Origin of the sequence: Streptomyces sp. WZ-12 (assembly GCF_028898845.1) — a bacterium.
GTDB lineage: Bacteria > Actinomycetota > Actinomycetes > Streptomycetales > Streptomycetaceae > Streptomyces.
The window spans coordinates 479,891-501,082 of sequence record NZ_CP118574.1; the positions used below are offsets into that span (position 1 = coordinate 479,891).

20 protein-coding genes are annotated in these 21,192 nt (G+C 72.3%); 10 read left to right on the forward strand and 10 right to left on the reverse strand.

The window, feature by feature from the left end; translation table 11 throughout:
• Positions 1 to 27: 27 nt before the first annotated feature.
• The gene (locus tag PV796_RS01655; protein WP_274910957.1) at positions 28 to 447 is read left to right on the forward strand and encodes a MerR family transcriptional regulator; all 420 of its coding nucleotides are present in this window, start codon (positions 28 to 30) and stop codon (positions 445 to 447) included.
• 69 nt (positions 448 to 516) lie between these two features.
• Here the strand turns inward: PV796_RS01655 and PV796_RS01660 are convergent, their stop codons facing one another.
• Positions 517 to 774, reverse strand: coding sequence for a hypothetical protein (locus PV796_RS01660; protein WP_274910958.1), 258 nt, complete (start codon positions 772 to 774; stop codon positions 517 to 519).
• A 523-nt stretch (positions 775 to 1,297) separates the two neighbouring features.
• Between PV796_RS01660 and PV796_RS01665 the strand changes: the two genes are divergently transcribed.
• Entirely contained in the window at positions 1,298 to 2,119 is an 822-nt protein-coding gene (locus PV796_RS01665) for a M12 family metallo-peptidase (protein WP_274910959.1), read from the forward strand.
• A gap of 208 nt (positions 2,120 to 2,327) precedes the next feature.
• On the opposite strand, the gene PV796_RS01670 is transcribed toward PV796_RS01665, so the two are convergent.
• The 3 genes from PV796_RS01670 to PV796_RS01680 all read right to left on the reverse strand — a co-directional run bounded on the left by PV796_RS01670 (position 2,328) and on the right by PV796_RS01680 (position 7,069).
• Complete coding sequence (locus PV796_RS01670; RefSeq protein WP_274910960.1) at positions 2,328 to 3,212, reverse strand: hypothetical protein; 885 nt, start codon at positions 3,210 to 3,212, stop codon at positions 2,328 to 2,330.
• Between the two features lie 5 nt (positions 3,213 to 3,217).
• Positions 3,218 to 3,859, reverse strand: a complete 642-nt coding sequence (locus tag PV796_RS01675; RefSeq protein WP_274910961.1) for a papain-like cysteine protease family protein — start codon at positions 3,857 to 3,859, stop codon at positions 3,218 to 3,220.
• 285 nt (positions 3,860 to 4,144) lie between these two features.
• Entirely contained in the window at positions 4,145 to 7,069 is a 2,925-nt protein-coding gene (locus tag PV796_RS01680; RefSeq protein WP_274910962.1) for a helix-turn-helix transcriptional regulator, read from the reverse strand.
• Positions 7,070 to 7,475: 406 nt separating this feature from the next.
• Here PV796_RS01680 and PV796_RS01685 point away from each other — a divergent pair, with 406 nt between their 5' ends.
• Positions 7,476 to 8,432 (forward strand): ferritin family protein, encoded by a 957-nt coding sequence (locus tag PV796_RS01685; RefSeq protein WP_274910963.1) that lies wholly within the window; start codon positions 7,476 to 7,478, stop codon positions 8,430 to 8,432.
• Positions 8,433 to 8,470: 38 nt separating this feature from the next.
• Here the strand turns inward: PV796_RS01685 and PV796_RS01690 are convergent, their stop codons facing one another.
• On the reverse strand, positions 8,471 to 9,328 hold the full coding sequence (locus PV796_RS01690) for a universal stress protein (protein WP_274910965.1): 858 nt from the start codon (positions 9,326 to 9,328) through the stop codon (positions 8,471 to 8,473).
• Between the two features lie 127 nt (positions 9,329 to 9,455).
• A complete protein-coding gene (locus PV796_RS01695) occupies positions 9,456 to 9,914 on the reverse strand; it encodes a pyridoxamine 5'-phosphate oxidase family protein (protein ID WP_274910966.1) in 459 nt (152 codons plus the stop codon).
• Positions 9,915 to 10,164: 250 nt separating this feature from the next.
• Here PV796_RS01695 and PV796_RS01700 point away from each other — a divergent pair, with 250 nt between their 5' ends.
• Complete coding sequence (locus tag PV796_RS01700) at positions 10,165 to 11,877, forward strand: GAF domain-containing sensor histidine kinase (protein ID WP_446750551.1); 1,713 nt, start codon at positions 10,165 to 10,167, stop codon at positions 11,875 to 11,877.
• Between the two features lie 329 nt (positions 11,878 to 12,206).
• On the opposite strand, the gene PV796_RS01705 is transcribed toward PV796_RS01700, so the two are convergent.
• Positions 12,207 to 13,199 carry an Acg family FMN-binding oxidoreductase gene (locus tag PV796_RS01705; protein ID WP_274910967.1) on the reverse strand — a complete coding sequence of 331 codons (993 nt, stop codon included), beginning with the start codon at positions 13,197 to 13,199 and terminating at the stop codon, positions 12,207 to 12,209.
• Between the two features lie 221 nt (positions 13,200 to 13,420).
• On the opposite strand from PV796_RS01705, the gene PV796_RS01710 reads away from it, so the two are divergent.
• From PV796_RS01710 to PV796_RS01720, 3 genes are all read left to right on the forward strand, one after another.
• The gene (locus tag PV796_RS01710; protein ID WP_274910968.1) at positions 13,421 to 14,086 is read left to right on the forward strand and encodes a CBS domain-containing protein; all 666 of its coding nucleotides are present in this window, start codon (positions 13,421 to 13,423) and stop codon (positions 14,084 to 14,086) included.
• Complete coding sequence (locus tag PV796_RS01715) at positions 14,083 to 14,952, forward strand: universal stress protein (protein ID WP_274910970.1); 870 nt, start codon at positions 14,083 to 14,085, stop codon at positions 14,950 to 14,952. The genes PV796_RS01710 and PV796_RS01715 overlap by 4 nt, the downstream gene beginning before the upstream one ends.
• Positions 14,953 to 15,071: 119 nt before the next feature.
• Positions 15,072 to 15,800, forward strand: coding sequence for a helix-turn-helix domain-containing protein (locus PV796_RS01720; RefSeq protein WP_274910972.1), 729 nt, complete (start codon positions 15,072 to 15,074; stop codon positions 15,798 to 15,800).
• A 59-nt stretch (positions 15,801 to 15,859) separates the two neighbouring features.
• On the opposite strand, the gene PV796_RS01725 is transcribed toward PV796_RS01720, so the two are convergent.
• Entirely contained in the window at positions 15,860 to 16,567 is a 708-nt protein-coding gene (locus tag PV796_RS01725; RefSeq protein ID WP_274910973.1) for a response regulator, read from the reverse strand.
• A gap of 187 nt (positions 16,568 to 16,754) precedes the next feature.
• Between PV796_RS01725 and PV796_RS01730 the strand changes: the two genes are divergently transcribed.
• Positions 16,755 to 17,330, forward strand: coding sequence for an Rv1733c family protein (locus PV796_RS01730; protein ID WP_274910974.1), 576 nt, complete (start codon positions 16,755 to 16,757; stop codon positions 17,328 to 17,330).
• Positions 17,331 to 17,484: 154 nt separating this feature from the next.
• Here PV796_RS01730 and PV796_RS01735 read toward each other — a convergent pair whose 3' ends face one another.
• Positions 17,485 to 18,162, reverse strand: coding sequence for a CBS domain-containing protein (locus tag PV796_RS01735; protein ID WP_274910975.1), 678 nt, complete (start codon positions 18,160 to 18,162; stop codon positions 17,485 to 17,487).
• Positions 18,163 to 18,400: 238 nt separating this feature from the next.
• Here PV796_RS01735 and PV796_RS01740 point away from each other — a divergent pair, with 238 nt between their 5' ends.
• Positions 18,401 to 19,318, forward strand: coding sequence for a universal stress protein (locus tag PV796_RS01740; protein WP_274910977.1), 918 nt, complete (start codon positions 18,401 to 18,403; stop codon positions 19,316 to 19,318).
• Positions 19,319 to 19,438: 120 nt separating this feature from the next.
• On the opposite strand, the gene PV796_RS01745 is transcribed toward PV796_RS01740, so the two are convergent.
• The gene (locus PV796_RS01745) at positions 19,439 to 20,122 is read right to left on the reverse strand and encodes a CBS domain-containing protein (protein ID WP_274910978.1); all 684 of its coding nucleotides are present in this window, start codon (positions 20,120 to 20,122) and stop codon (positions 19,439 to 19,441) included.
• 216 nt (positions 20,123 to 20,338) lie between these two features.
• Here PV796_RS01745 and ppk2 point away from each other — a divergent pair, with 216 nt between their 5' ends.
• On the forward strand, positions 20,339 to 21,166 hold the full coding sequence (ppk2, locus tag PV796_RS01750) for a polyphosphate kinase 2 (protein WP_274910979.1): 828 nt from the start codon (positions 20,339 to 20,341) through the stop codon (positions 21,164 to 21,166).
• Positions 21,167 to 21,192 lie beyond the last annotated feature (26 nt).

Consider the following 21,192-nt stretch of genomic DNA (forward strand, 5'->3'; position numbering starts at 1 on the left):
AGCGAGGAGGGCAGCGATAATGGCCCCATGAAGATCGGAGAGGTCGCGCACCGTCTGGGAGTGGCGGTGCACGTGCTGAGGCACTGGGACGACATGGGTGTCGTCGTGCCCGACCGCACACCGTCGGGCCAGCGCGAATACAGCGAGGAGCATCTCCACCGTCTGCGGGTCCTGCGTGCGTGCCAGAGCGTCGGCATGAGCCTGCCGGAGATCCGACAGGTGCTGCATCGAGCCGAACCCGAGAGGGCGGACGCCATCGCGCGGCAGCTCCACCGGATCCGGGCGCAGCGGGCGCAACTTGAGGACGCCGAGCGCTTCCTCGTGCACGTGATCAACTGCGAGCACACGCTCCTCACCAGGTGCGACGCCTGCAGCGGATACGCCGTGAGCGTCCCCCTACGGGAGGGGAAGCACGTGACGCCGCGCACAACTCCCCGGCGCCCGTGAGGCGTTCGGGTCCTGAAACGCGTTCGACGCCCCGGGCTGCGGGGCGCCGACGCTTTCACCTACCGACGTTCAGCGGGTGGCCGCGCCGCCGAGGGCGTTGGTCCTGGACGCGAGGTCGTTCTTCGTAGCCAGGCTCTTGGCGACCTTGTCCGCCCCGTTGACGATCGCCCTGATGTCGACGATGCCCCCGGGCTTCGTCACGGTGGACTTGCTGACCGTGTCGCTGTCCAGCAGCGGCTTGTCGTGACCGTGCGGCACGGGAGCGGAACATGCCGGCGACACCGCTCCCAGGGCCAGCGCGACTCCGACGACACCCGCATTCGACATCCGCCCCAACATCCGCCTTTCGAACGGGAATTCACTGACTCAACCACCGTCCACGGCCCGTCACGCGGAACGGCTCCGGACCCGGTTTGTCTAATCGGCCCCGCAGCGGTCATGCTGACCACCCTCCTGATGGCCAATCGGAGGGGGCGCGGCGGAGCCTGGGGTCCGCCGCGCCCGCCGGCCGGGTCGGTCGACGGCCACGGCGGCCTCGTCCGTCACCTCCCGGACACCTCCAGTCCGCGTCCGCTCCCGTGCGTCGTTAGTACTGCAACCGCATTCGGGGGTTGTGGCCTCGGCGTTCGTCGTGGGATCGGCGGGATCGGGCATGGAACCCAGCTACTCCCTCGGGCCACGATTCGACCTGCTCAACCGTCACCACATCAGCACGCCGTCACGCCAACGAGACCCGGCAACGTCCGTCGGGCCAGGTGGCCTCCGGCGCCAGGAACCCGCGTGGCGCTGATCCACGGTTCATTACACAACGATTACACGGTCATCAACTTGCGCTTCTACGGTGACCGTTATGAAACGAAAGTTCGCACGCAAGACATATGGCACGGTAATTGCCGCCTGTGCCGCTCTCGGCGTTCTTGTCCCCTCTGCTCCCAGTGCGGCAGCCGCGGAGAAACCGGTCATCGACGTAATGGTGCTTTACACCCCGAGTGCGGAACGGGACGCCGGGGGCGAGCAGGGGATACGGGACATCGTTGAGCGGTCCGTCGACTACACCAACCAGGCTTTCGACAACAGTCAGGCCCATGCCGGGGCCCGCATTGCGGGTGTCGCGCCGGCCCCGGACTACGGACCGGGAGAAATCGACGACAACCAGCGCGGCTACGAGTACCTCTGGGAGGCCCCGGAGTCAGTGGCACAGCTGCGTGACCAGCACCGCGCCGACGTGATCGCGCTCATCGGAAGCGAGGTCGGCGGCTTCGCCTACGTCGGCGACCGCGGGCGCCCACTGCCGCCCGAGAGCCAGGGGACGGCGGGCGCCAGCATGCTGCTCGGCCAGCAGATGATCGACAAGGAACCCGACGCCTTCGCCCATGAGTTGGGGCATCTGCTCGGCCTCGATCACGACCGCTACGTCAACCCCCAGGATCCGGGCGACGGCTACGATCACGCCCGCGGATACGTGGCGCCCAGCAAGAAGTGGCGCACCATCATGGCCTACGAGAACGAATGCCTGGACGCAGGCACCTCCTGCGCGGTCGTTCCGTACTTCTCCAACCCGAATCTGGACATCGACGGCGAACCGCTGGGTGAACCCGCCGGCCGGGATGGCCAGGCCGACGCCGTGAGCATGATCAACGAATCCGCCACCATCGTCGCCGCCTACCGATAGCCGGGCACAAACACCCACCGATGCCACTCTGCACATGGGCGAAGGGGGGCACCCGTGGGTGTCCCCCTTCGCCCATGCCTCCTCCAACTACCAGGTGCGGTTGCAGTATTGGGCACGCCGACCCGCGCCCATGCCCGGCCGCCGGCGGGTGGGGAAGGGAGGGCGGGCCGGGCACGGGCTGGTGAGAAGGAGGCGCTGGGAGCGGGTGCTACGCGGGAGTTGCTCCGCGACGGCGGCGGTGGAGGAGGTAGGCGCCGCCGCCGAGGAGGAGGCCGCCGCCTGCCGCCGCGACGGTTGCCGCGACGGAGGAGTCGGGCGCCGAGTTCGGCGCGGCGGCCGCGACGGATCCCGTGCGCGGGGAGAAACCGCCGAGCTTTCCGGAACGCTGGTACTCCGAACCGGCCAACTTGTCCGCGTACCGGGTGTGGACGAGCTTCCGATACGCCTGTGTCGTCACCCCATGGGTGCCGACCGACTGCCGGGCGCTGTCGTTGAGCGGCAATATCCGGTCTCCCGACAGCTTGTACCAGGCGGCGATCTGCGGTTCGGTGAAGACCGCGGCGCCCCCGGCCCGGTGCGTGTACGTCAACTCATCCGCGCCGGAGAGGATGTTGGCGACGACCCACTTGTGGGTGCGGGCGTCGCGCACGGTCCACACCGTCGCCTCCTCGCCGGTCGCCGAACGGGCCTCGGCGGCCAGGTAGGAGAATCGGGCGAGCGGCGCCGACGCCCGGTCACCGCGGACGAAGCCGGGGTCCAGGGAGTAGACGGGCACCGCGGAGCCGACCAGTTCGGGTGCCTGTGCCGCGGCGTCCTGTGGCGTCACCCTCACGTCGGCCACGGTGCCGCGCTTCGATGCCCGGTGCTCGCGCAGGTGGACGAAGAAGGAGGCCAGTCTGTCCGTGGTGGCCTGGCTGCCGAGCGTCTGATCGGCCGCGGCGCGGTCGGCCGCGTTCACCGAACCTGCCAGTGTGGAAGGGGAGTTGTCGGCGGCGTGGGCGGTGGTGGGGGGTAGCAGCGCGAGTGCGCAGAGGCCGGCGGCGAGCGCGGCGCCGCCGATGCGGTGGAGACGAGAGGGAGAGTTGTCGGTCATCGCACTCACTTCTCTCCGTACAGGGACTCGGCCCAGTTGAACTGACCGTTGCTGACGTAGGTCGAGTAGTCCATCTCGCCGTAGCGGGGGTTGGAGGGCCAGGGATCGGCGTACAGCATCGTGTTGCTGGCGGAGTCGTAGCCGTACAGGACGTTTGCGTGGCCACCGCCCGCGGTCCAGTAAATGCCGACCTCCACCGGGGAGTTGGCGTCGATGGACGAGGTGACCGTGGAGAAGGGGATGACGCCCGTGACGTTGCCGGGGCTCATGCCAAGACCGGACCAGGCGTTCTGCACGTCGGTGAGCTCGCCGGGCTGGTTGGGGCAGGACGAGCCGCCGTCCTGACCGTGCGCGAGGTTGCAGAACGTGTTCTGGTCGGTGTCCTTTCCGTAGCCCAGGTGTTGGGCCACCGACAGGCCCGTCGCCACCCAGCACCACTCGTCCTGCTCCTGGGTCAGCTCGGTGAAGTCGAGCTTGGAGTCGTGGTTCCGTGCCTGTCCGGCGGGCGCGGCCGAGGCCGAGCCGGCCAGTGGCAGGGCCAGGAAGGCGGCGGCCGCGAGTCCGGCGAGCACCTTGGGGCGACACCGCCGCGGTGTCGGGGGCGCTTGGGTGGCTCTCAGCGGTGTCCTGCGATTCCGCAGAATCATGGAGACTCCTTCTCGCCCGGCTGATGTCGCCGGGGCCAAGATGAGGGGAGGGGCCGTCGAGGTCGTGTCGTGGGGCCGCACCGCACCTCAGGTGTGGGCGGGAACTCGTCGGCCGGCTGGAGACGAACGACGCCACGGTGGGGTCGCCGGGACCCGGCCGGGAACCCCCTTGCCCTCAGAGCAAGGGGATCTCCGGTACCCCCCTTATGACGCCGGAAAATGGCCAACCTGGCTGATGGCCAGGGTTGTTGGGGAACCGGGGTCCAGCGGGTGGCGCCGTCGGGCTCACCGCGGCGGGGCGTTCTCCGGTGCGTGTGCGGTGTGCCGGTGCAGTCCGATCAGCTCGGCGCGCGAGCGGATGCCCAGCTTGCGGTAGACGCGGGTGAGCGTCGACTCGATCGTCTTCGCCGACAGGAACAGTTGGGCGGCGATCTCACGGTTGGTGGCCCCGTCGCCGGCCATCTGCGCCACCCGCCGCTCGGCCGGCGTCAACGCCCGCCACCACGCCGTCGGTGCCGCGCCGCTGCCCGCCGCCTCCACGCTGCCCGTGATCCGGTACAGCTCGGTACGGGCCCCATCGAGCCAGGGGTGTGCCTCGGCCCGCTCGAACACGGCCGCCGCGTCCTGCCAGCAGGTCAGGGCCGCCGTGACGTGTCGTCGGCGCCGCTCCACGCTGCCCAACGCCAGCAGATCGCGGCCGTGTTCCAACGGCAGTCCCAGGCCCTGGTGGCGTTCGGCCGCCTCCCGCAGGGCCGACACCGCTCCGGCCAGATCGCCGGAACCGGCGCGTACCAATGCCTCGGCCCGCAGCAGTGACATGGCGGTACCGGTCCGTCCCAGTCGGAGTGCGGTGTCGCGTACCTCGTCGATGACCGCGGCGGCCCGGTCGTGCTCGCCGGCCGCGATGAGCGCCTCGGCGAGGTCCGACGTCCACGGCACCGGGACGGGGTCGACGATGCCGCGGCTGCGGGCGATGGAGCGCGCCCGGCCCAGGCAGTCCACGGCCGCCCAGGCGTCCCCCGCCCGCATCCGGACCTGCCCCAACAGGCAGAGGGCGAGCGGGAGATAGATGAGGTCCCGCTCGGCGTCCGCCACCAGGACGCTCTCCTGCGCCAGCGCGGCGGCCCGGTTGAGGTCGCCGCCCGCGGCCTCGGCGACGGCCGCCGAATAGCACGCCTGCCCGAGGTGTGCGCCCAACTCGCGGGCCCGGCCGAGTGCCTCGCGCGCGACGGTCATCGCCCGTCCGCAGCGACCGGCCCGCACCTCCACGTCGACGGCCGCGCACAGCAGGAAGATCCTGCCCTCGGCGTCGCCCGACGTCTTGGCGCGGAGCAGCAACGCGTCGAGTTCTGCGCCCGCTTCGGTGAGCTGGTCGGCGAAGAAGTCCAGCCTGGCCTTGATCGCCCGGGGTCCGTTGTGGCTTCCGAACCAACTGATGTCCTGCGGCAGGGCCAGCGCGCGGGCCAGTGGTTCGGGGGCGTCGGTGCGGCCCAACAGCGTCCCGACGAACGCCTGGAGCGCCAGGGCCAACACCTCGGTCCAGCGGTCGCCGGCACGCCGCGCCCAGGACGCGGCCCGGTCGGCCTCCGCCCAGGTGACGGCCGCGTCCCCGTCGGCGATATGGGCCTTGCAGGCGCGCAGGTAGTGCAGGCGGGCCCGGTCGCGTGGTGCGCCGCCGGCGTGTGCGAAGGCTTCCGCGAAGACCTCGTCCAGGCCCGACAGAGCCTGGTCGGCGGCGGTGATGAGGAGGATGCGGGCGCGTACGTGACGGCCCGGGGTGTCGGCGTCGGCTGCGGCGCCCAGGGCCAGTTCCCGGCACAGTTCGTGGTCCCCCGCCGCGTAGGCGTGCGCTGCGCCGGCCAGCAGGCGTGCGCAGCGGCGGCCGGCGAAGCGTGCCGGGGTGCGCGCCGCGGCGAGGCGGGCCAGGGCGGCCGCCGCCTGGGGGGCGCCGTGCCTGGCGGCCTCTTCGGCGGCGTCGGCCGCGAACGCCGCCACCTCCTCATCGGGTTCCGTACCGGCCAGTGCCAGGTGGCGGGCGCGCTCGGCACGGTCGGTGGTCACCGCCCCCAACCTCGCGTGCGCGGCCCGCCGTTCGGCCGCGGTGGCACGGCCGTACACCGCGCAGGCGAAGAGCGGGTGGGCGAACCTGAGACGGTCGCCGTCCTCGTCCGCGACGAGCACGCCGGCGGCGAGGGCGTGCCCGACCGTGTCGGCCACCGGGTCACCGCCGGACGGCGTCGGGGGACGGCCGCTCGACGTGACGGCCGTGTCGTCGGCCCGCCCACTGTCGAGCGCGGGGCGCGCGGTGCCTGCGGCGGCGGCGCAACGCAGCAGGCCGGTGCTGAACCGCGGGGTGCAGGCGGCCGTCAACAGCACCTCCCGGCCTTCCGGTCCGATGCCCGCCAGTCGCTTCGCGAGCTCGCGGCGCACGCGAGTCGGGACGGGCAACGGCCGGTCACGGGAGGGCAGTTGGGCTTGGCCGTCGAGCGCCCGAACGATCTCCAGGGCCTCGCCCGGGTTCCCCGAGCACGCCTCGTGCACCCGGCGGACCAGCCACCCGGGCAGCGCGGGGCCGTCCCGGTCGCCGAGCATCTCCCGCAGTTCCGACAGACCTGCCGGCGGCACCTCGAACTCCCGCACGGGGTCGGGGCAGAAGGCCGTGCCCGCCAGCGCCCCCTGCCCGCCGACGGAGGTTTCCGCTGTGAGCACCCGTACTCCGGACGCGCGCAGGCGGCGCGCGGCGTACCGGAGGATTTCGGCGCTCGGGCGGTCCACCCAGTGCGCGCCGTCGACAGCGAGGAGCACCGGGCCGTCGCGGGCCAGTCCGCGGAGCAGCGCGAGCGCGCCCAGCCGCAGGGCGAGCGGGTCCGGCGCATCCGTCGCCGGGGGCTCACGGCGCAACACGACGCGCAGCGCGGACCGTTGCGGCACGGACAGCCGCGCCAACTCGTCGTCGGCCAGCGGGTCGAGCAGATCGGCGAGCGCCGCGTACGTCAACTGCCCCTCGGGTGCGCCGGGTTGGGCGTACAGCACGGTCTCGGCGCGGGCGCGGGCGGCGTCGACGAGGCCGCCCAGGATGTGTGAGGTGCCGATACCGGCGGGGCCGTGCAGAACGGCGCTGCCACCGTCCGCGAGGTGCAGACGGGCGGCGCGCTCCATGTCCTGCCGCGCCCCGGGATCTCCAGGATCCCCGGGATCATTACCCACCACAGGCGATCCTCACAGGGTTCCGAGGGCCCGGAGAGGCAGCCCCTCGCACCCTCTGCCGGAAACCGACCCATCGATCAACCGACCCGCCAACTCCATCATGTTCATGCCATGTTGTTCGGAAGTCAACATTCGCGGGGCGGCGCACGCCCCGGCCGCCCCGCCCAACGGTGCGCCGAGGAGGAGCACCACGGGCGGCGCGACCCACAACTCAGGGGGACCCGGCAAACGGCCCAGGCCCCGCTTTCGGCGCCAGCGGGCTCCGGCTCGCGGCAGCACCCCTCTCACCTGGGATTTATCACGGTAGGTAACTGCGCCCTTCACCCGATCGCCACATCGCGTTAGCTCAGGCTGCCACTCGTTGGTGTGATGCCTTGGGGAGCTCTCCGGCCCGAGTGTGGAGGTCCGCATGATCCCTTTCTCGATGCGCGCCGTGTCCATGCGTGCCATGTCGACGGGCGCCCTGGCGGTGGCGATCAGCGTGCCCGCGGCTGCCGCCGCGCTGTTGGCCCCCGAGATGGCTCCCGCGCTGCACGCGCAGTCCCGTGCCAATCTCGATGCGTCGATGCAGGGTGAGGCGTACGCCTACGCCACCTACTCGCTCTTCGCCGACCAGGCACGCGCCCAAGGGCTGCCCTCGGTACGGCAACTGTTCCGGCGCACGGCAGCGGTGGAGTTGTGGGAGCACTTCGCGAAGGAGGCCGAGCTCCGCGGTGTGGTCGGCGGCAACACGGCCAACCTGCAGTCCGCGATGAAGGACGAGGAGTCCCGATCGCACGCGATGTACCCCGCTTTCGCCCGTCAGGCCCGGCAGGACGGCGACACCATCGCCGCCCGGCTCTTCGAGGAGATCGCCAGGGACGAGAGCGCCCAACAGGCCGCGTCCGCGAAGGCGTTGGAGGTCATCCGCACCGGCAGGGGCGCCATCCCGACGCCCCCCGGCGTCAAGCCCGTGACCGTCCAGGCGGGAGCGCCCAAGGTCCGCGCGGCGCGAACCAGGCAAAGCCTCAGTGCCGCACAGCACAGCGAGGCCATGGCGTCGGCCAAGTACGCGCAGTTCGCCAAGGCGGCGGCCGCACACGGCAACCCGGCGTTGGCCCGCCTTTTCACCGTCACGGCCGACGCCGCACTGCGCGAGCACTTCGCCGGCGAGGCGCAACTGGCCGGCACCGTCGGCACCACCCGCGAGAACCTCATCACCGCCGTCAACGTCGAACAGTACGAGTCCCGCATCATGTACCCCACCTATGCCCGCCAGGCCAAGGCAGCGGGCGACGCCAAGGCGGCGGAGCTGTTCGCCCACAACGCCAAGGCGGAGGCCGGCCAGGCCCGCGCCTTCGACACCGCCCGCAACCAACTCCGCTGACCGCCCTGCGACTTGATGCCCATGGCGTGCCCGGCGGCTCACCTCCGCGGTACGACGGCGACCGGGCAGCAGGAGTGGTGGAGCAGGGCCAGCACGGCCGGGCCGAGGGGCATGGGCGAACGGTGTGGTTGTCGACCGATGACCAGCAGGCCGGCCCGCGAACCGGCTCTCAACAGAACGGCGGCAGCCCTTCCTTCGACTACCCGCTCGACCGTGTGGACCTCGGGGAACTTCTCCCGCCACGGGACCAGCCCGGCCCGGAGCGGTTCGCACTCGTCCGCGGCACGCACGGCGTCCTCCCGGTGATCGGCGCGGGGAGTGTCCAGTCCACCGGGAGCGGTGCCGGGCATCCAGGCATGGACCGCGCACAGGCCCACGCGATGAGCCTCGGCCGCGGTGAACGCGTAGTCCAGCACGGCTTCGTCAGCGCCTGGTTCCCGCACGCCGACGACGATCTCCCGGGCGGGGACCGCGGACCGCGCGTCCTCACGGACGGTGACCACCGGGCACTCCGCTCGTCCGAGGACCCGCAGGCTCACCGATCCCAACAGGAATCCCGCTATCGCGTCGTGTCTGCGGGAGCCGAGCACCAAGACGGCGGCCGTACCGCTGCGTTCGGCCAGCGCGTCAGGCGCCTCCTCGCCGACCAGTTCGGGCACGACGTGCATTCCCGGGTGCAGCTCCTCCACCACGGCTTCGGCCCGCACCAGCACCTCGGTGCCGTGCCGGCGCAGATCGGCCTCTTCCCGCGCGAGCGAGGCCGGCCAGTGCGCGGCGGACCAGGAATGCAGGAGGTGCAGGGGCAATTTCCGAGCGGCTGCCTCCGCGACGCCCCAGCGCACGGCCGGCGCGCTGTTGCCGGTACCGTCCAACCCGACCACGACCGGGCCGTCCATGTCGCACCTCCAGGGAGTCGTTCGTCGGGCGGGCCCGGGGCCGGCGCCGGCGGGGTGGCCGGTGCGAACGCCGGCAGCGGGGCGGTGGCGTGTCGGGTCTCGCCCTCGACGTATCGGCCCCGCCGCGTCAGGAGACATCGGCCAACCACGCCGCGCCCCGCCCCTCGCCACCGCGCGGGTGTCCTTCCAGAAGACGGCCGTTCACCAGCTCCGGGGGAATCCGGATGAAGGTGTCCTGTGCCACCGCCACCCACGAGCGGAGTCCCACCGCGCGCAGCCGTTCCTGCTCCTTCGGGTCGGTCACCACCGCGGCCCGTCCGATCACGCTCACGCTCCACCCCGACCGCGCGGCCTCGTCGAACCAGTCCGCCTCGAATGCCACGACGGCCCCGTCGACGGCGTGTGCCAGGCGCGACAGGGCGGACGTCCGCAGGACCACGGCGTGGTCCTGGTCCAGGGAGAAGTTGACCGGCAGGACCGCGGGCAACGCCTCGTGCGTGTACACCAGGCGTCCGATGGGCACCAGGGTCAGGCGCCGCAGACACTCCTGGCGATCCAGCATTCGCAAGCCGTTCTCCCGCTCCATGCCCGCATCGTCCGCGGAGGGTGTCGGCGGGGCATAGGGCCGGTGGTCCTCGGCCGTTGGGCAGATCGGGCCCGCCTGGTGGGGCCTCTCGCCGCCTGCCGGGATGTCGCCGCCCCCGGCCCTAGCCGGTGGCGAAGGGCCGCCCTTCAGGTCAGGTCGGCCCCTGCCCGCGGATGCCCGGTGGGGCCTCGTCGCACTACCGTGAGTGGTGTGGCCGGGTCAGCCGGACCCGGCGCAGCGGAGCATTGTCGTGGCAGAGCGATCCGGCCGGGCGAACGGTCTGCGTGCACTGGGGCACACGCTGCCGCAGGACCTGCTGGAGCGCCTGCACACCGTGCAGGCGACGGCCGGTGGGCCCCACCACCTCCTGCTCGAAGCCATTCTGTCGGTGGGCACGGGGCTGGACGTGCAGCAGGTCCTGCGCCAGATCGTCGAGGCCGCCGCCGTCGTCACCGACGCGCGCTACGGCGCGCTGGGGGTGATCGGCGCGGACGGCAGGCTCAGCCAGTTCCTGCCGGTCGGCCTCACCGATGAGCAGTTCGCGGCCATCGGCGCCCTGCCGGCGGGACACGGAATCCTCGGCGAGCTGATCCGCCACCCCGTACCGCTACGGCTGGAAGAACTGGGCCGACATCCCGCGTCCTACGGCTTCCCACCGAACCACCCGGCGATGCACACGTTCCTGGGGGTGCCCATACGCGTCCGGGACGAGGTCTTCGGCAACCTCTACCTCACCGAGAAACGCGGCGGCGGCCCCTTCACCGACGAGGACGAGACCGTGCTGGCAACGCTGGCGGTGGCCGCCGGAGTTGCCGTCGAACACGCCCGGCTCTACGAGGAAGCCCACCACCGCCAGGAGTGGTTGGAAGCCAACGGCGACATCGTGTCCCGACTGCTTCCGGGCGCGCAGGAGAAGGACGTGCTCTCGACGATCGTCGACCACGCCGCCCGCATCCTCTCCGCCGACCTGGCGGTCCTGGCCCTGCCGATAGGCAGCGACCGCCTGCGCATGGAGGTGGCGTCCGGGGTCGACGCCGACGCCCACCGCGGTCTGGTCCTCCCCCGCCGCGGATCGTTCTCGGGCGCCGCGCTCGACGCCGAACGCCCCTTGATCAGCGAGGACATCGAGCACGACCCGAGGGTGACGGCCGGCCCGCCCCGCTGGCAGGGGCTGGGGCCCGCGGTCGCGGTCCCCATGACCACCCGCGCCCGACTCCGCGGCGTCCTCCTCCTGGCCCGGTTGCGCGGACGCGCGCCGTTCACCGCCCCGGAGACCACTCCCCTGCTCACGTTCGCCGGCCAGGCCGCCCTCGCCATGGAACTCGACGAACAACGCTGCGCCGCGGAGCAGGTGACCCTGCTCAAGGACCATGACCGGATCGCCCGCGACCTGCACGACCTGGCGATCCAACGGCTCTTCGCCATCGGGATGACCCTCCAGAGCACCGTCCGCTTCGTCGAGCACCCCGAGGCGAGCGAGCGCCTGTTGCGCGCGGTCGACGACCTGGACGAGACCATCAAGATCATCCGCTCCACCATCTTCGGGCTCCGCCCCCGCGACCCGACACCCGGTAGGCAGCGCCTACGGGCACGCACCGTCACGGCAGTGGAAGAAGCCTCCCGCGCACTGGACTTCACCCCCTCCCTCCGAATGGAAGGACTTCTGGACACCGACGTACCGGACGAGCTCGCCGAGCAGGTCCTGGCCGCGCTCGGCGAGGCGCTCAGCAACGTCGCCCGGCACGCCCACGCCAGCGCGGCGGACGTGGCCCTGGTCCTCCGCGACCGACGGCTGACCCTCACCGTCACGGACAACGGGGTGGGCATCCCCGAGCACAACAACCGGCGCAGCGGCCTGCGCAACCTCGCCCAACGCGCCGAAGAGCTCGGCGGCACCATGGCCGTCGACACACCGGAGGACGGCGGCACCCGCCTGGTCTGGTCGGCGCCCGTCCCCGAGTAGCCGCGGTCCCCGCCCGGGACCCACGACAACGCGCCCCGCCTCCCCCTACCGTGCGCTCCTCATGGCCTCCGCTCCCCAACTCGCGGCGCGGCAGCGCCGGTTCCATGGCCGCACAACTCGCCCCGCCGACGCACCGGACGCCCCGCCGCCGGAACAACTCGTCGAAATGCAGGCGTCGTTGCACGGCCTCCGCACCGTGCCGCGGCTCCACCTCCGTCAAGAGGAGGAGGCGCACCGAGGGTTACTTCTCGCTCTCCTCCTGAGGTTCGTCTTTCTCATGCCTGCCGAGACCGGTGGTGGGTAGGCCGAACTGCTCGGTGTCCAGGGGCTCATGGCGTGATCGTCAGGACCTCGTCCACCGGTCGGCGCGGTGTGCTCGGGCCGTCGGGGCCGTAGCCGAGGCGCAGGATCATCTGGACGTGGCCGGCGCCGGAGCGCGGGTCGCGCAGCAGCCAGCGCAGGTCGGGCCATTCCAGGGGCTGGGTGGCGAAGGAGCTGGCGAGCCCTTGGCGGGTGGCGAGGAGCAGGACGCGTTGGAGAGCCTGGCCCGCGCGCAGCCAGTCGGCCGGGGCGTCGTGGGTGGTGCTGAGGGAGGCCAGTTGCGGGCTCTGCTCGAAGTCGGCGTAGGGGCGTCCGGGGATCGGGCGGCGGCCGGCGAAGTCCCGTAGCGGGGCCGCGCCGCCGCGTTTGGCGGGGCCGAAGGCGGACTCGGGGATCCCGTCCGCCGGCGATGCGGCGGAGGTGTCGCGGGTCCAACCGCGCTGTTCGACCTCGCGGCCGTCGTCCATGCGGTCGTAGCCCTCCGCGTGCAGGATGAGGTCGAGCACGGCCTCGCGGTGCGGGGTGGTCAAGAACGCGAGGGCCGCCCCTTCCCCGGCCGCCGCGTCGACCAGGGCCGCACGGAGGCCGTCCGGGATGCGTCGCTCGGTGAACGGAAGGCGGCTGGTGTGCCGGGCGCGGATCGCGTCGTGGAGGCCGGAGAGGCCCACCTCCAGGGGGCCGTGCGGCACGTCGAACCGCACGGACGCCAGGAGCGTAGGGGTGCGCGGGGCCGGCAGCAGCGTGGTGACGGTGCGGTGGCCGACGTGTGCCGCCGCGACGCGGAGGTTCAACAGGGCCGCGCCGCAGCCGAGATGGAGCTCACGGGTGGTGGGATCGGCCAGCGGCAGCGCGCGGTCCAGGTCGGCCAGGAGCACCATGGTGCGCGACGCCCGAGAGTACTCGAAGAGCCACGGCTGGGCGTTGTGCATCGAGGGCGCCGTGACCGCCTCGGCCACCAGCGACCTGACGGCCGTGTCATCGAGGGTGGAGTGGGTGAGCACCGGGAGCCTCCCGGACGGTGTGGTCGGCAGGGTCCTCTTCAGCGTCGCGGAGCGCCCTCGTCGTGGTCAGGGGCCATAGGGCCCCTGACCGGGTGCCGGTCGGCCCGTCGGGGACGGCCGGCCGGTCGATGGGGCCGAGTGGCTCATGCCGGACCGCGCACCGCAGCGGCCACGCTGGAGATACGGCCGCACCGCCGGTCACCGCGTGGAAGGAGCCGGAGATGGAGCACCGCACGGTAGGTGAGCTGATGACTCGGAAGGTCGCGAGCGTGCGGATCGACACTCCCTTCAAGGAGATCGTGCAGGCGCTCGCGGACAACGCGGTGAGCGCCGTGCCGGTGCTCGACAGCCTGGGCAGGCCGGCCGGCGTGGTCTCGGAGGCCGATCTGCTGCGGAAGGCGGCGGACCGGCCCGATCTGTCCGGACTGACGGCGCTGCCTCATCTGGAGGCGTGGGAACGGGCCCGGGCGGAGGGGCGCACCGCCGGAGAGCTGATGTCCGCTCCGGCGGTGTGCGCCCACCCGGAATGGACCGTGGTGGAGGCGGCACGCCTGATGGAGGTGCAGCACGTCAAGCGGCTTCCCGTGGTCGACGAGACGGACGCTCTGCTGGGCCTCGTCAGCCGCGCCGACCTGCTGCGGGTCTTCCTGCGCAAGGACGGGGCGATCCGGGAGGAGATCCGGCGTGAGGTCATCGGGCGCACGGCGCGGCTGGGTGCGGCGGGCGTGACGGTCGACGTCCAGCGGGGGCAGGTGGCCCTGCACGGCAGCGTGGCGGACCCGCTGCTGGTTCCCGTGCTGGTGCGGATGTGCGAGAGCGTCGACGGGGTGGTGTCGGTCTCCGAAGACCTGAGGTCGCCCCCGTCCGAGGAAGGCCGGTCCCCGTGATACAGAACGTCCTCACCGTCGGCGTGGACGGCACGCCGCACGCGCTGGCCGCGGCGCAGTGGGCGGCGCACGAGGCGCGGCTGCGGCAGTCCCGGCTGCGGCTCCTGACCGCCTGGCAACCGCTGACGGCGCAGTCGCGCGGTGCCGCTCCGTGGGTGCAGGAGATGCCGCACTGGCCCGACCGCGTCATCGAGGAGGCCAGGTCCGCGGTCGAGGCGGCGGAGCCGGGGGTACCGGTCGAGGCGGTTCTGGTGCGCGAGCGGCCGCTGGACGCCCTCACCGAGGCCGCCGAGCGGGCGGACCTGCTGGCCCTGGGGTCCCGTGGGCTTGGCCCGGTGGCGCGCTTCGCGCTGGGCGAAACCGGCCTTGACCTGGTGCCGCGGGTCGCGGTCCCGATCGTCCTGGTAAGGGCCCAACAGGACAGTGCGGCGGCCGAGGAAGCGGGCAGCATCGGCGTCGGCGTCAGCCTGCACGACGCCGGCGAGGGGCTGCTGGCCTTCGCCTTCGAGGCCGCCGCCCGGCGGGCCGTCCCGCTCCGTGCCGTGCACGGCCGGAACCTGCCCCCGTTCGCCGACGACCGGGACGGCGCCGCGGAGCGGGCCAGCGCCGAGGAGGCGGCTCGATGTGCGCGGGAGGAGCTGTCCGAGGCGCTGCGACCGTGGCGGGAGGAGTTCCGGGACGTGCGGGTGGAGGAGCAGGTGGTGCTGGAGAGCCCGGCGCCGGCCCTGTTGCACGGTGCGGCGGGATGCCAGTTGCTGATCGTCGGCCGCCCGCACCTCGGCCGCCTGCCCCCGCGCATCGGCCATGTCGTCCATGCGGCCGTCCACCACGCGCCGTGCCCCGTGGCGATCGTGCCGCACGGCTGAGCCCACGGCGGAGACGAGAACATGGCGGAGTCGAGAACTTGGCGGGGACGAGGGCTTGTTGAGGGCGAGGGCTTGTTGGGGACGAGAACGCAATCGTGCGCCGAAGGAAGGTGTGCCCGATGACGAACGACCAGGCATCCGGCTCCGGTCCCGAGCCGGCGCGGCCGTGCAGCGATCTGGGGCGGCGCGTGGCGCTGCACCGGCAGCAGTTGGGGCTGACCCGCGAGGACGTCGCGGCCCGGGCCGGCGCGTCGCCCGGCTACCTGGAGTACATCGAGGAGCGCGCGGCCGAGCCGAGCATCGGGTTCCTGCTGCGCCTCGCCGGTGCGCTCAACACCACGGTCGCCGAGTTGACCGGCGGCACCGTCGATCTCCCTCCGGGCTTCGGCAAGGCCGGCGCGCATCCGGAGGTGCTCGCGCTCGGCCCCACCGAATGCCGGGAGTTGCTCTCCACCCACGGCGTCGGCAGGGTGGCCGTCACCCTCGACGGCGCCCCCGCCGTCTTCCCCGTCAACTACTCCGTCATCGACAACGTGATCGCCTACCGCACCCAGGCGGGCTCCGGCCCGTCCGCCGCGGCCGGCCACCAGGCCGCGCTGGAGGTCGACCACCTCGACGACGCCTTCAGCCAGGGATGGAGCGTGCTCGCCGTGGGACCGGCCGAGGTGGTCACCGGCTTCTACGAATCCCGCAAGTTCGAGGAGCAGGCGTACTCGGCCCCTTGGGTGGGCAGCGGCCGGTATCAGTGGATCGCCATCCGGCCGACCCACCTCAGCGGACGGCGCATCCGTGTGCCGGGGGCGCCGGTGCCGCCGACCGCGGGTGCCGGGGGCGCATCGGGCGCGTGACCGCCGCGGCTGGCAACGCGTCGGGGCCCGGTGCCGGGCTCCGACGCTCTGGTTCCCTGCTACCCACCGTGCCCTGCTTCCGTGACGGTCGACGGAACGCTCCGCGTGGCGAGCACCGCGGCCTGGATGCGTCGCTCGACGCCGAGTTTGGCCAGCATCCGGGAGATGTGGTTCTTGACCGTCTTCTCTGACAGGTAGAGCCGCGCACCGATCTGACGGTTCGTCATCCCTTCGCCGATCAGCTCCAGGATCTGCCGCTCCCGCGCCGACAGGCTGGACAACACCCCTTCCTCGGGAGGCGCGTCCTGTTCTTCGTCGGCTCGCAGGCGCCGCATCAGCCGTGCCGTGGTTGCCGGGTCGAGCATCGAACGCCCCGAGGCCACCGTCCGCACGGCGGCGATCAGGTCCGCCCCCTTGATCTCCTTCAGCACATAGCCGGCGGCCCCGGCCATGATCGCGTCCAGCAGCGCGTCATCGTCGTCGAACGAGGTCAGGACCAGGCAGGCCAGCCCCGGCATCCGCGAGCGCAGCTCCCGGCACACCGTGATGCCGTCCCCGTCCGGCAGCCGGACGTCGAGGACCGCGACGTCCGGCCGCAGCGCCGGTCCACGGGCCAGCGCGTGGTCGGCCGTACCGGCGTCACCCACCACCTCGATGTCGGGTTCGGCGTCGAGCAGGTCCCGGACCCCGCGCCGGACGACCTCGTGGTCGTCGACGAGGAAGACCCGGATCGGCCGCTGCGCCGCGCAGGCGTCCGTCTCGCTCATCAGGCCCTCCGACGGTGAATCCGAGCCCCTGTCCATGGTGGCGCCGGCGGTGACGACATACCAGGGCCGAACGGTCCCTGACCGGCCGGTCCGCGCATACCGCCGGCCCTTGATCGTGCCCGTTCGGCCCTCCTTCCCCTCCGTCCTGCGGTGGGAGTGTCGAAACAGCAGGTGATGGGGGTGTGTGATGTCTCGGAAGAAGCTGCACCGACCGTGGCGCCCCGGTCCGCTTCGGCGGGGCACGGACGTGGCGCAGTCGTGGTTGGCCCTGGCCACCTGGGTGTTGATCACCGTGGGGGTCCCGACCGCGGGTGTCGCGGCGGGGCATGCGGTGGACGCGGCGTCCCGTCAGCAGCAGGCCGGTTGGCATCGCGTCTCGGCCGTCGTGACGAGGGACGCGCCCGCCCGCATCGGCCTGGACACCGGGGCGGGCCCGGGCGGCCCGACGCACACGACCGTGCGTTGGACCGCCGCGGACCGCACCGTGCGGACGGGAGAGACGGCCGTGACGCCCGGCGCGCACGTCGGCGACCCGACGACCGTCTGGCTGGACCGGCACGGAGCGCTGGTGCCGGACCCCACCACCCCGACGGATTCCCTTGCCCGGAGCGCGGTGGTCGGCACGGTGAGCGCCGCCGGCACCGGGTTGCTGCTCCTCGGCGCACAGAGGACGGGCGTGCATCTGCTGGACCGCAGGCGCTATGCCCAGTGGGAGGAGGAGTGGGAAGCGCTGGATGCGCGGCTGCGACGCCACCAGCAGTGAACGCACGGACGCCCGTTCCGGGCCCCCGGTCCCGCCCGCCCCCGGACCACCGGAGGGTTCCGCCCACCCCAGCTCCAGCTCCGCCATCGCCCGACGCCTGTCCGGTGACGCGCGCTCGGCTCGCCAACTGGGTGGATGCGCGCCGGACATGGGCTCAGCGGGCCGCCCGGTGTTCCACCGTTTCCCGTCCTACGTGGACGTCGTCGAACGTCACGTCCACCACTCCCTCCACCGCCCGCACCAGACGGGCCACGACGGGCAGCAGCGCGCTGTCGCGGATCGGACCGTGCAGTGCCACAACGCCGTCCTTGACGCTGACTTCGACGTCCTTCGGGCTCCCGGTGAACAGCCGGTCGACGATCTCCGTCCGCACCTCCTTTGCCAACTCCTCGTCGGAGCGCAGGAAGACCTTCAGCAGGTCCGCGCGGCTGACGATGCCCTGGAGCATTCCGCGACCGTCAACGACGGGCAGCCGCTTGACCGACTTGTGCACCATCGTGCGCGCCGCCTGGGCGAGGGTGTCGTCGGCGTGCACCGTCAACGCCGGGGCGCTCATCAACTCGCCCGCCGTCAGCCCTCCGGCCTTCCGCAGGTCGCCCAGCCGCTGCCGCTGCTCCAGCCGGTCCGGCTCGGCGTTCCGGAACTCCTCCTTCGGCAGCAGATCGGCCTCGGAGACCACACCGATCACCCGTCCCTCCCCCGCGAGCACCGGCAACGCACTGACCTTCCACTGCTCCATGGTCTCGACGATCTCCTTGAACCGCGCCGCCTGACCGACGGCCACCACCGTCTGAGTCATCACGTCGCTGACCGTGTGCGGACCGTGCACCATGACGCCTCCTCCCACGGCGGCTGTCGCGACGGGGCCGCGACACCTTCACAGCGTGTGGTGGCCCGCGCGTGACCGGGCAGGGGCCGTCCGGCCCTTCCTCCCGCCGACCGGGACACCCGCCACCCCCCTCGCCCGTAGGGCCGACCGGCCTTCCCCCGGGACCAGCGGCCCCTGCTGCGGACCGTGCGCGCCGCGCAGTGTGGGAGACGCGGCTCGCAGATCCGTCCCGGAGGTGGCCATGGCGCACCCCGTTTTCGTCGGTGTGGACAACTCGCCCGCGGGTCTGGCCGCAGCGGACTGGGGCGCCCGCGAGGCGCTGCTGCGGGAGTTGCCCCTGCGTCTGGTCCACGCCTGGGAGGGGCCCCGCTCCTCTGCCCCACCCGCCGGCGAGGAAGCCGCCGGGCGCTGGTCGGAGGGCGTGCCCCAGGAGGTCACCGACCAACTGCGGCTCCGCTACCCGGGTCTCGACATCACGGCTGACCACGTCATCGGGGAGCCGCGGGACGTGCTCTGTCAGGCAGCCAAGTACGCCGAAGTACTGGTCATCGGCACGGTCGGGGTGGGCCGGGTCGCCGGGTTCCTGCTCGGCTCGGTGGCCATGGCCGTCGTCGCCCACGCCGAGGGCCCCGTCGTCCTCGTACGCGCCCCCGGCGCGACCGAACGTCCGGTCCCTGGTGAGGAGTCGGAGCTACGCCCGCCCGACCCGGCTGCCGGTGCGGCCTCGCCCGTGGTCCTCGGACTGGACCTCAGTCGCCGCTGCGACGAGGTGATCACCTTCGCCTTCGATGCCGCGGCGGTACGCACCGCGTCGCTCGTGGTCGTGCACGGCTGGAACCCACCGCCGTACCACGTCTACGGGCTCGGCGCGGCGCTGAAGTTCGGCACCGACCTCTCGGCCGACAAACGGGAATCCGTGTACCAGGCGCTGCAACCGTGGCGGGAGAGGCACCCGGGCGTGGAGGTGAGTGCACAGGCCGTCATCGGCGAGCCCGCCCGCCACCTCCTCGACGCCGCCGGGCACGCCGCCCTGGTCGTCATCGGCCGCCACCGCCTCACGGCCCTGCCCTCCGTTGCCCGTATCGGGCACATCGGACACATCGCACACGCCGTCCTGCACCACTGCCCCGCCCCGGTCGCCGTCGTCCCGCACGGCTAGGGGCCGGCACAACACCCACCGTCGAACTGCCGCGCCCTGAGCCTCAACCCACGTGCGCAGGGCCGCAAGCCACCGATCCGAGCGCCGCACGGCATCACAGGGACGAGGTCTCCACGGCATTCACAGGGACGAGGTCTCCGCCGACGCGACACCGGGTACCGTCGCCACCTCCGTCACGTCGTACTCCACGTCCACCACCCCCTCGATCCCGCGCACCAGACGGGCCACCACCGGCACCAGCGACCGGTCGCGGAACTGGCCGCTGAGTGTGACCACCCCGTCGGTGACCGCGACGCGCAGGTCCTTCGCGGGCGCGGCGAACAGCTGGGTGAGGATCTGCCGCGCCTCCGCCGCGATCTCGTCGTCGGAGCGCAGGAACACCTTCAGCAGGTCGGCGCGGCTGACGATGCCCACCAGCAACCCGTTCCCGTCCACCACCGGCAGTCGTTTGACGGACGCCCGGGCCATCGTCCGCGCGGCCTGAGCGAGGGTGGCGTCGCCGCTCACCGTGACGGCGGGGCTGGTCATCAGCTCGCCGGCCGTCACGGCCTCCGCCCGACGTACGTCATCGAGCGCGCGCAGCCGCTCCAGCCGTTCCGGATCCGCCTCCCGAAAGCCTTCCTTGGGGAGCAGATCGGCCTCGGACACCACACCGACCACCCGGAGCTCGGCCGAGACCACCGGCAGAGCGCTCACCCGCCACCGCCGTAGGGTCCCGACGATCTCCTTGAAACCGGCCGCACGCTCGACGGCAGCCACGGGCTGCGTCATGACGTCGCTGACCCTGCGCGGGATGTTCGGCATGGTCGTGCCTCCTCGGGAGCGACCCCGCGCCGCACGGTCGCAGCCGGGCCATGCGGCATGCCTGTCCGGCATCACTCACCAGCCTGCGACGTGCCGCGCCAGCCGGACAGGGCCGTCCGGCCCTGTCCCGGCGTCATGGCGATGCCGACACTCCGGTGCCCCTCGTTCGGCTCCCGTGCCCGCCCGCACCCGCGCAAGTCTTCGTACCGTCGAGGCATGACGGACGACCAGGAAAGCGGCCCCCGCGCACCGGGGAAACTGTCGAAGGCCCGGTACGAGCGCGAGTTGTACCGGTTGCAGACGGAGCTGGTGAAGCTCCAGGAGTGGGTCCGCGCCGAGGGCGCCCGGCTCGTCGTGGTCTTCGAGGGACGCGACGCGGCCGGCAAGGGCAGCACCATCAAGCGCGTCACCGCCTACCTCAACCCCCGGGTGGCGCGCATCGTCGCGCTCCCCCAGCCCACCGAACGCGAACGCACCCAGTGGTACTTCCAACGCTATGCGGAGCACCTACCCGCGGCCGGCGAGATCGTCCTGTTCGACCGCAGTTGGTACAACCGGGCCGGTGTCGAACGGGTCATGGGCTTCTGCACCCCCACCGAGTACCAGCGCTTCCTCCACCAGTGCCCGGTCTTCGAGCGGATGCTCGTGGAGGACGGCATCCTGCTCCGCAAATACTGGTTCTCCGTCAGCGACGACGTACAGGAACAACGCTTCCGCCAACGCCTGGACGACCCCACCCGCCGCTGGAAACTCTCCCCGATCGACCTCGAATCACTGACCCGCTGGGAGGACTACTCCCGTGCCAAGGACGACATGTTCATCCACACCGACATCCCCGAGGCGCCCTGGAACGTCGTCGAGAGCGACGACAAACGCCGGGCCCGGCTCAACATGATCGCCCATCTGCTGTCGACCGTGCCCTACCACGAGGTCCCCCCACCGGTGTTGGAACTTCCGGCCCGGCCCCCGTCCACCGGCTACCGTCGACCACCCCGCGACCTCCAGACCTATGTCCCGGACCACGCAGCCCAGTTGGAGAAGTGACGCCGCAACGCGGGAACCGACACTGC

What these genes read in the sequence shown, in the direction of transcription:
- PV796_RS01665 (WP_274910959.1), top strand. Translation starts at nt 1,298, where the DNA reads ATGAAACGAAAGTTCGCACGCAAGACATATGGCACGGTAATTGCCGCC.
- PV796_RS01710 (WP_274910968.1), top strand. Translation starts at nt 13,421, where the DNA reads ATGGAGCACCGCACGGTAGGTGAGCTGATGACTCGGAAGGTCGCGAGC.
- PV796_RS01740 (WP_274910977.1), top strand. Translation starts at nt 18,401, where the DNA reads ATGGCGCACCCCGTTTTCGTCGGTGTGGACAACTCGCCCGCGGGTCTG.
- PV796_RS01720 (WP_274910972.1), top strand. Translation starts at nt 15,072, where the DNA reads ATGACGAACGACCAGGCATCCGGCTCCGGTCCCGAGCCGGCGCGGCCG.
- PV796_RS01735 (WP_274910975.1), bottom strand. Translation starts at nt 18,162, where the DNA reads ATGGTGCACGGTCCGCACACGGTCAGCGACGTGATGACTCAGACGGTG.
- PV796_RS01685 (WP_274910963.1), top strand. Translation starts at nt 7,476, where the DNA reads ATGATCCCTTTCTCGATGCGCGCCGTGTCCATGCGTGCCATGTCGACG.
- PV796_RS01695 (WP_274910966.1), bottom strand. Translation starts at nt 9,914, where the DNA reads ATGGAGCGGGAGAACGGCTTGCGAATGCTGGATCGCCAGGAGTGTCTG.
- ppk2 (WP_274910979.1), top strand. Translation starts at nt 20,339, where the DNA reads ATGACGGACGACCAGGAAAGCGGCCCCCGCGCACCGGGGAAACTGTCG.
- PV796_RS01660 (WP_274910958.1), bottom strand. Translation starts at nt 774, where the DNA reads ATGTCGAATGCGGGTGTCGTCGGAGTCGCGCTGGCCCTGGGAGCGGTG.
- PV796_RS01725 (WP_274910973.1), bottom strand. Translation starts at nt 16,567, where the DNA reads ATGAGCGAGACGGACGCCTGCGCGGCGCAGCGGCCGATCCGGGTCTTC.
- PV796_RS01655 (WP_274910957.1), top strand. Translation starts at nt 28, where the DNA reads ATGAAGATCGGAGAGGTCGCGCACCGTCTGGGAGTGGCGGTGCACGTG.
- PV796_RS01690 (WP_274910965.1), bottom strand. Translation starts at nt 9,328, where the DNA reads ATGGACGGCCCGGTCGTGGTCGGGTTGGACGGTACCGGCAACAGCGCG.
- PV796_RS01675 (WP_274910961.1), bottom strand. Translation starts at nt 3,859, where the DNA reads ATGATTCTGCGGAATCGCAGGACACCGCTGAGAGCCACCCAAGCGCCC.
- PV796_RS01745 (WP_274910978.1), bottom strand. Translation starts at nt 20,122, where the DNA reads ATGCCGAACATCCCGCGCAGGGTCAGCGACGTCATGACGCAGCCCGTG.
- PV796_RS01730 (WP_274910974.1), top strand. Translation starts at nt 16,755, where the DNA reads ATGTCTCGGAAGAAGCTGCACCGACCGTGGCGCCCCGGTCCGCTTCGG.
- PV796_RS01670 (WP_274910960.1), bottom strand. Translation starts at nt 3,212, where the DNA reads ATGACCGACAACTCTCCCTCTCGTCTCCACCGCATCGGCGGCGCCGCG.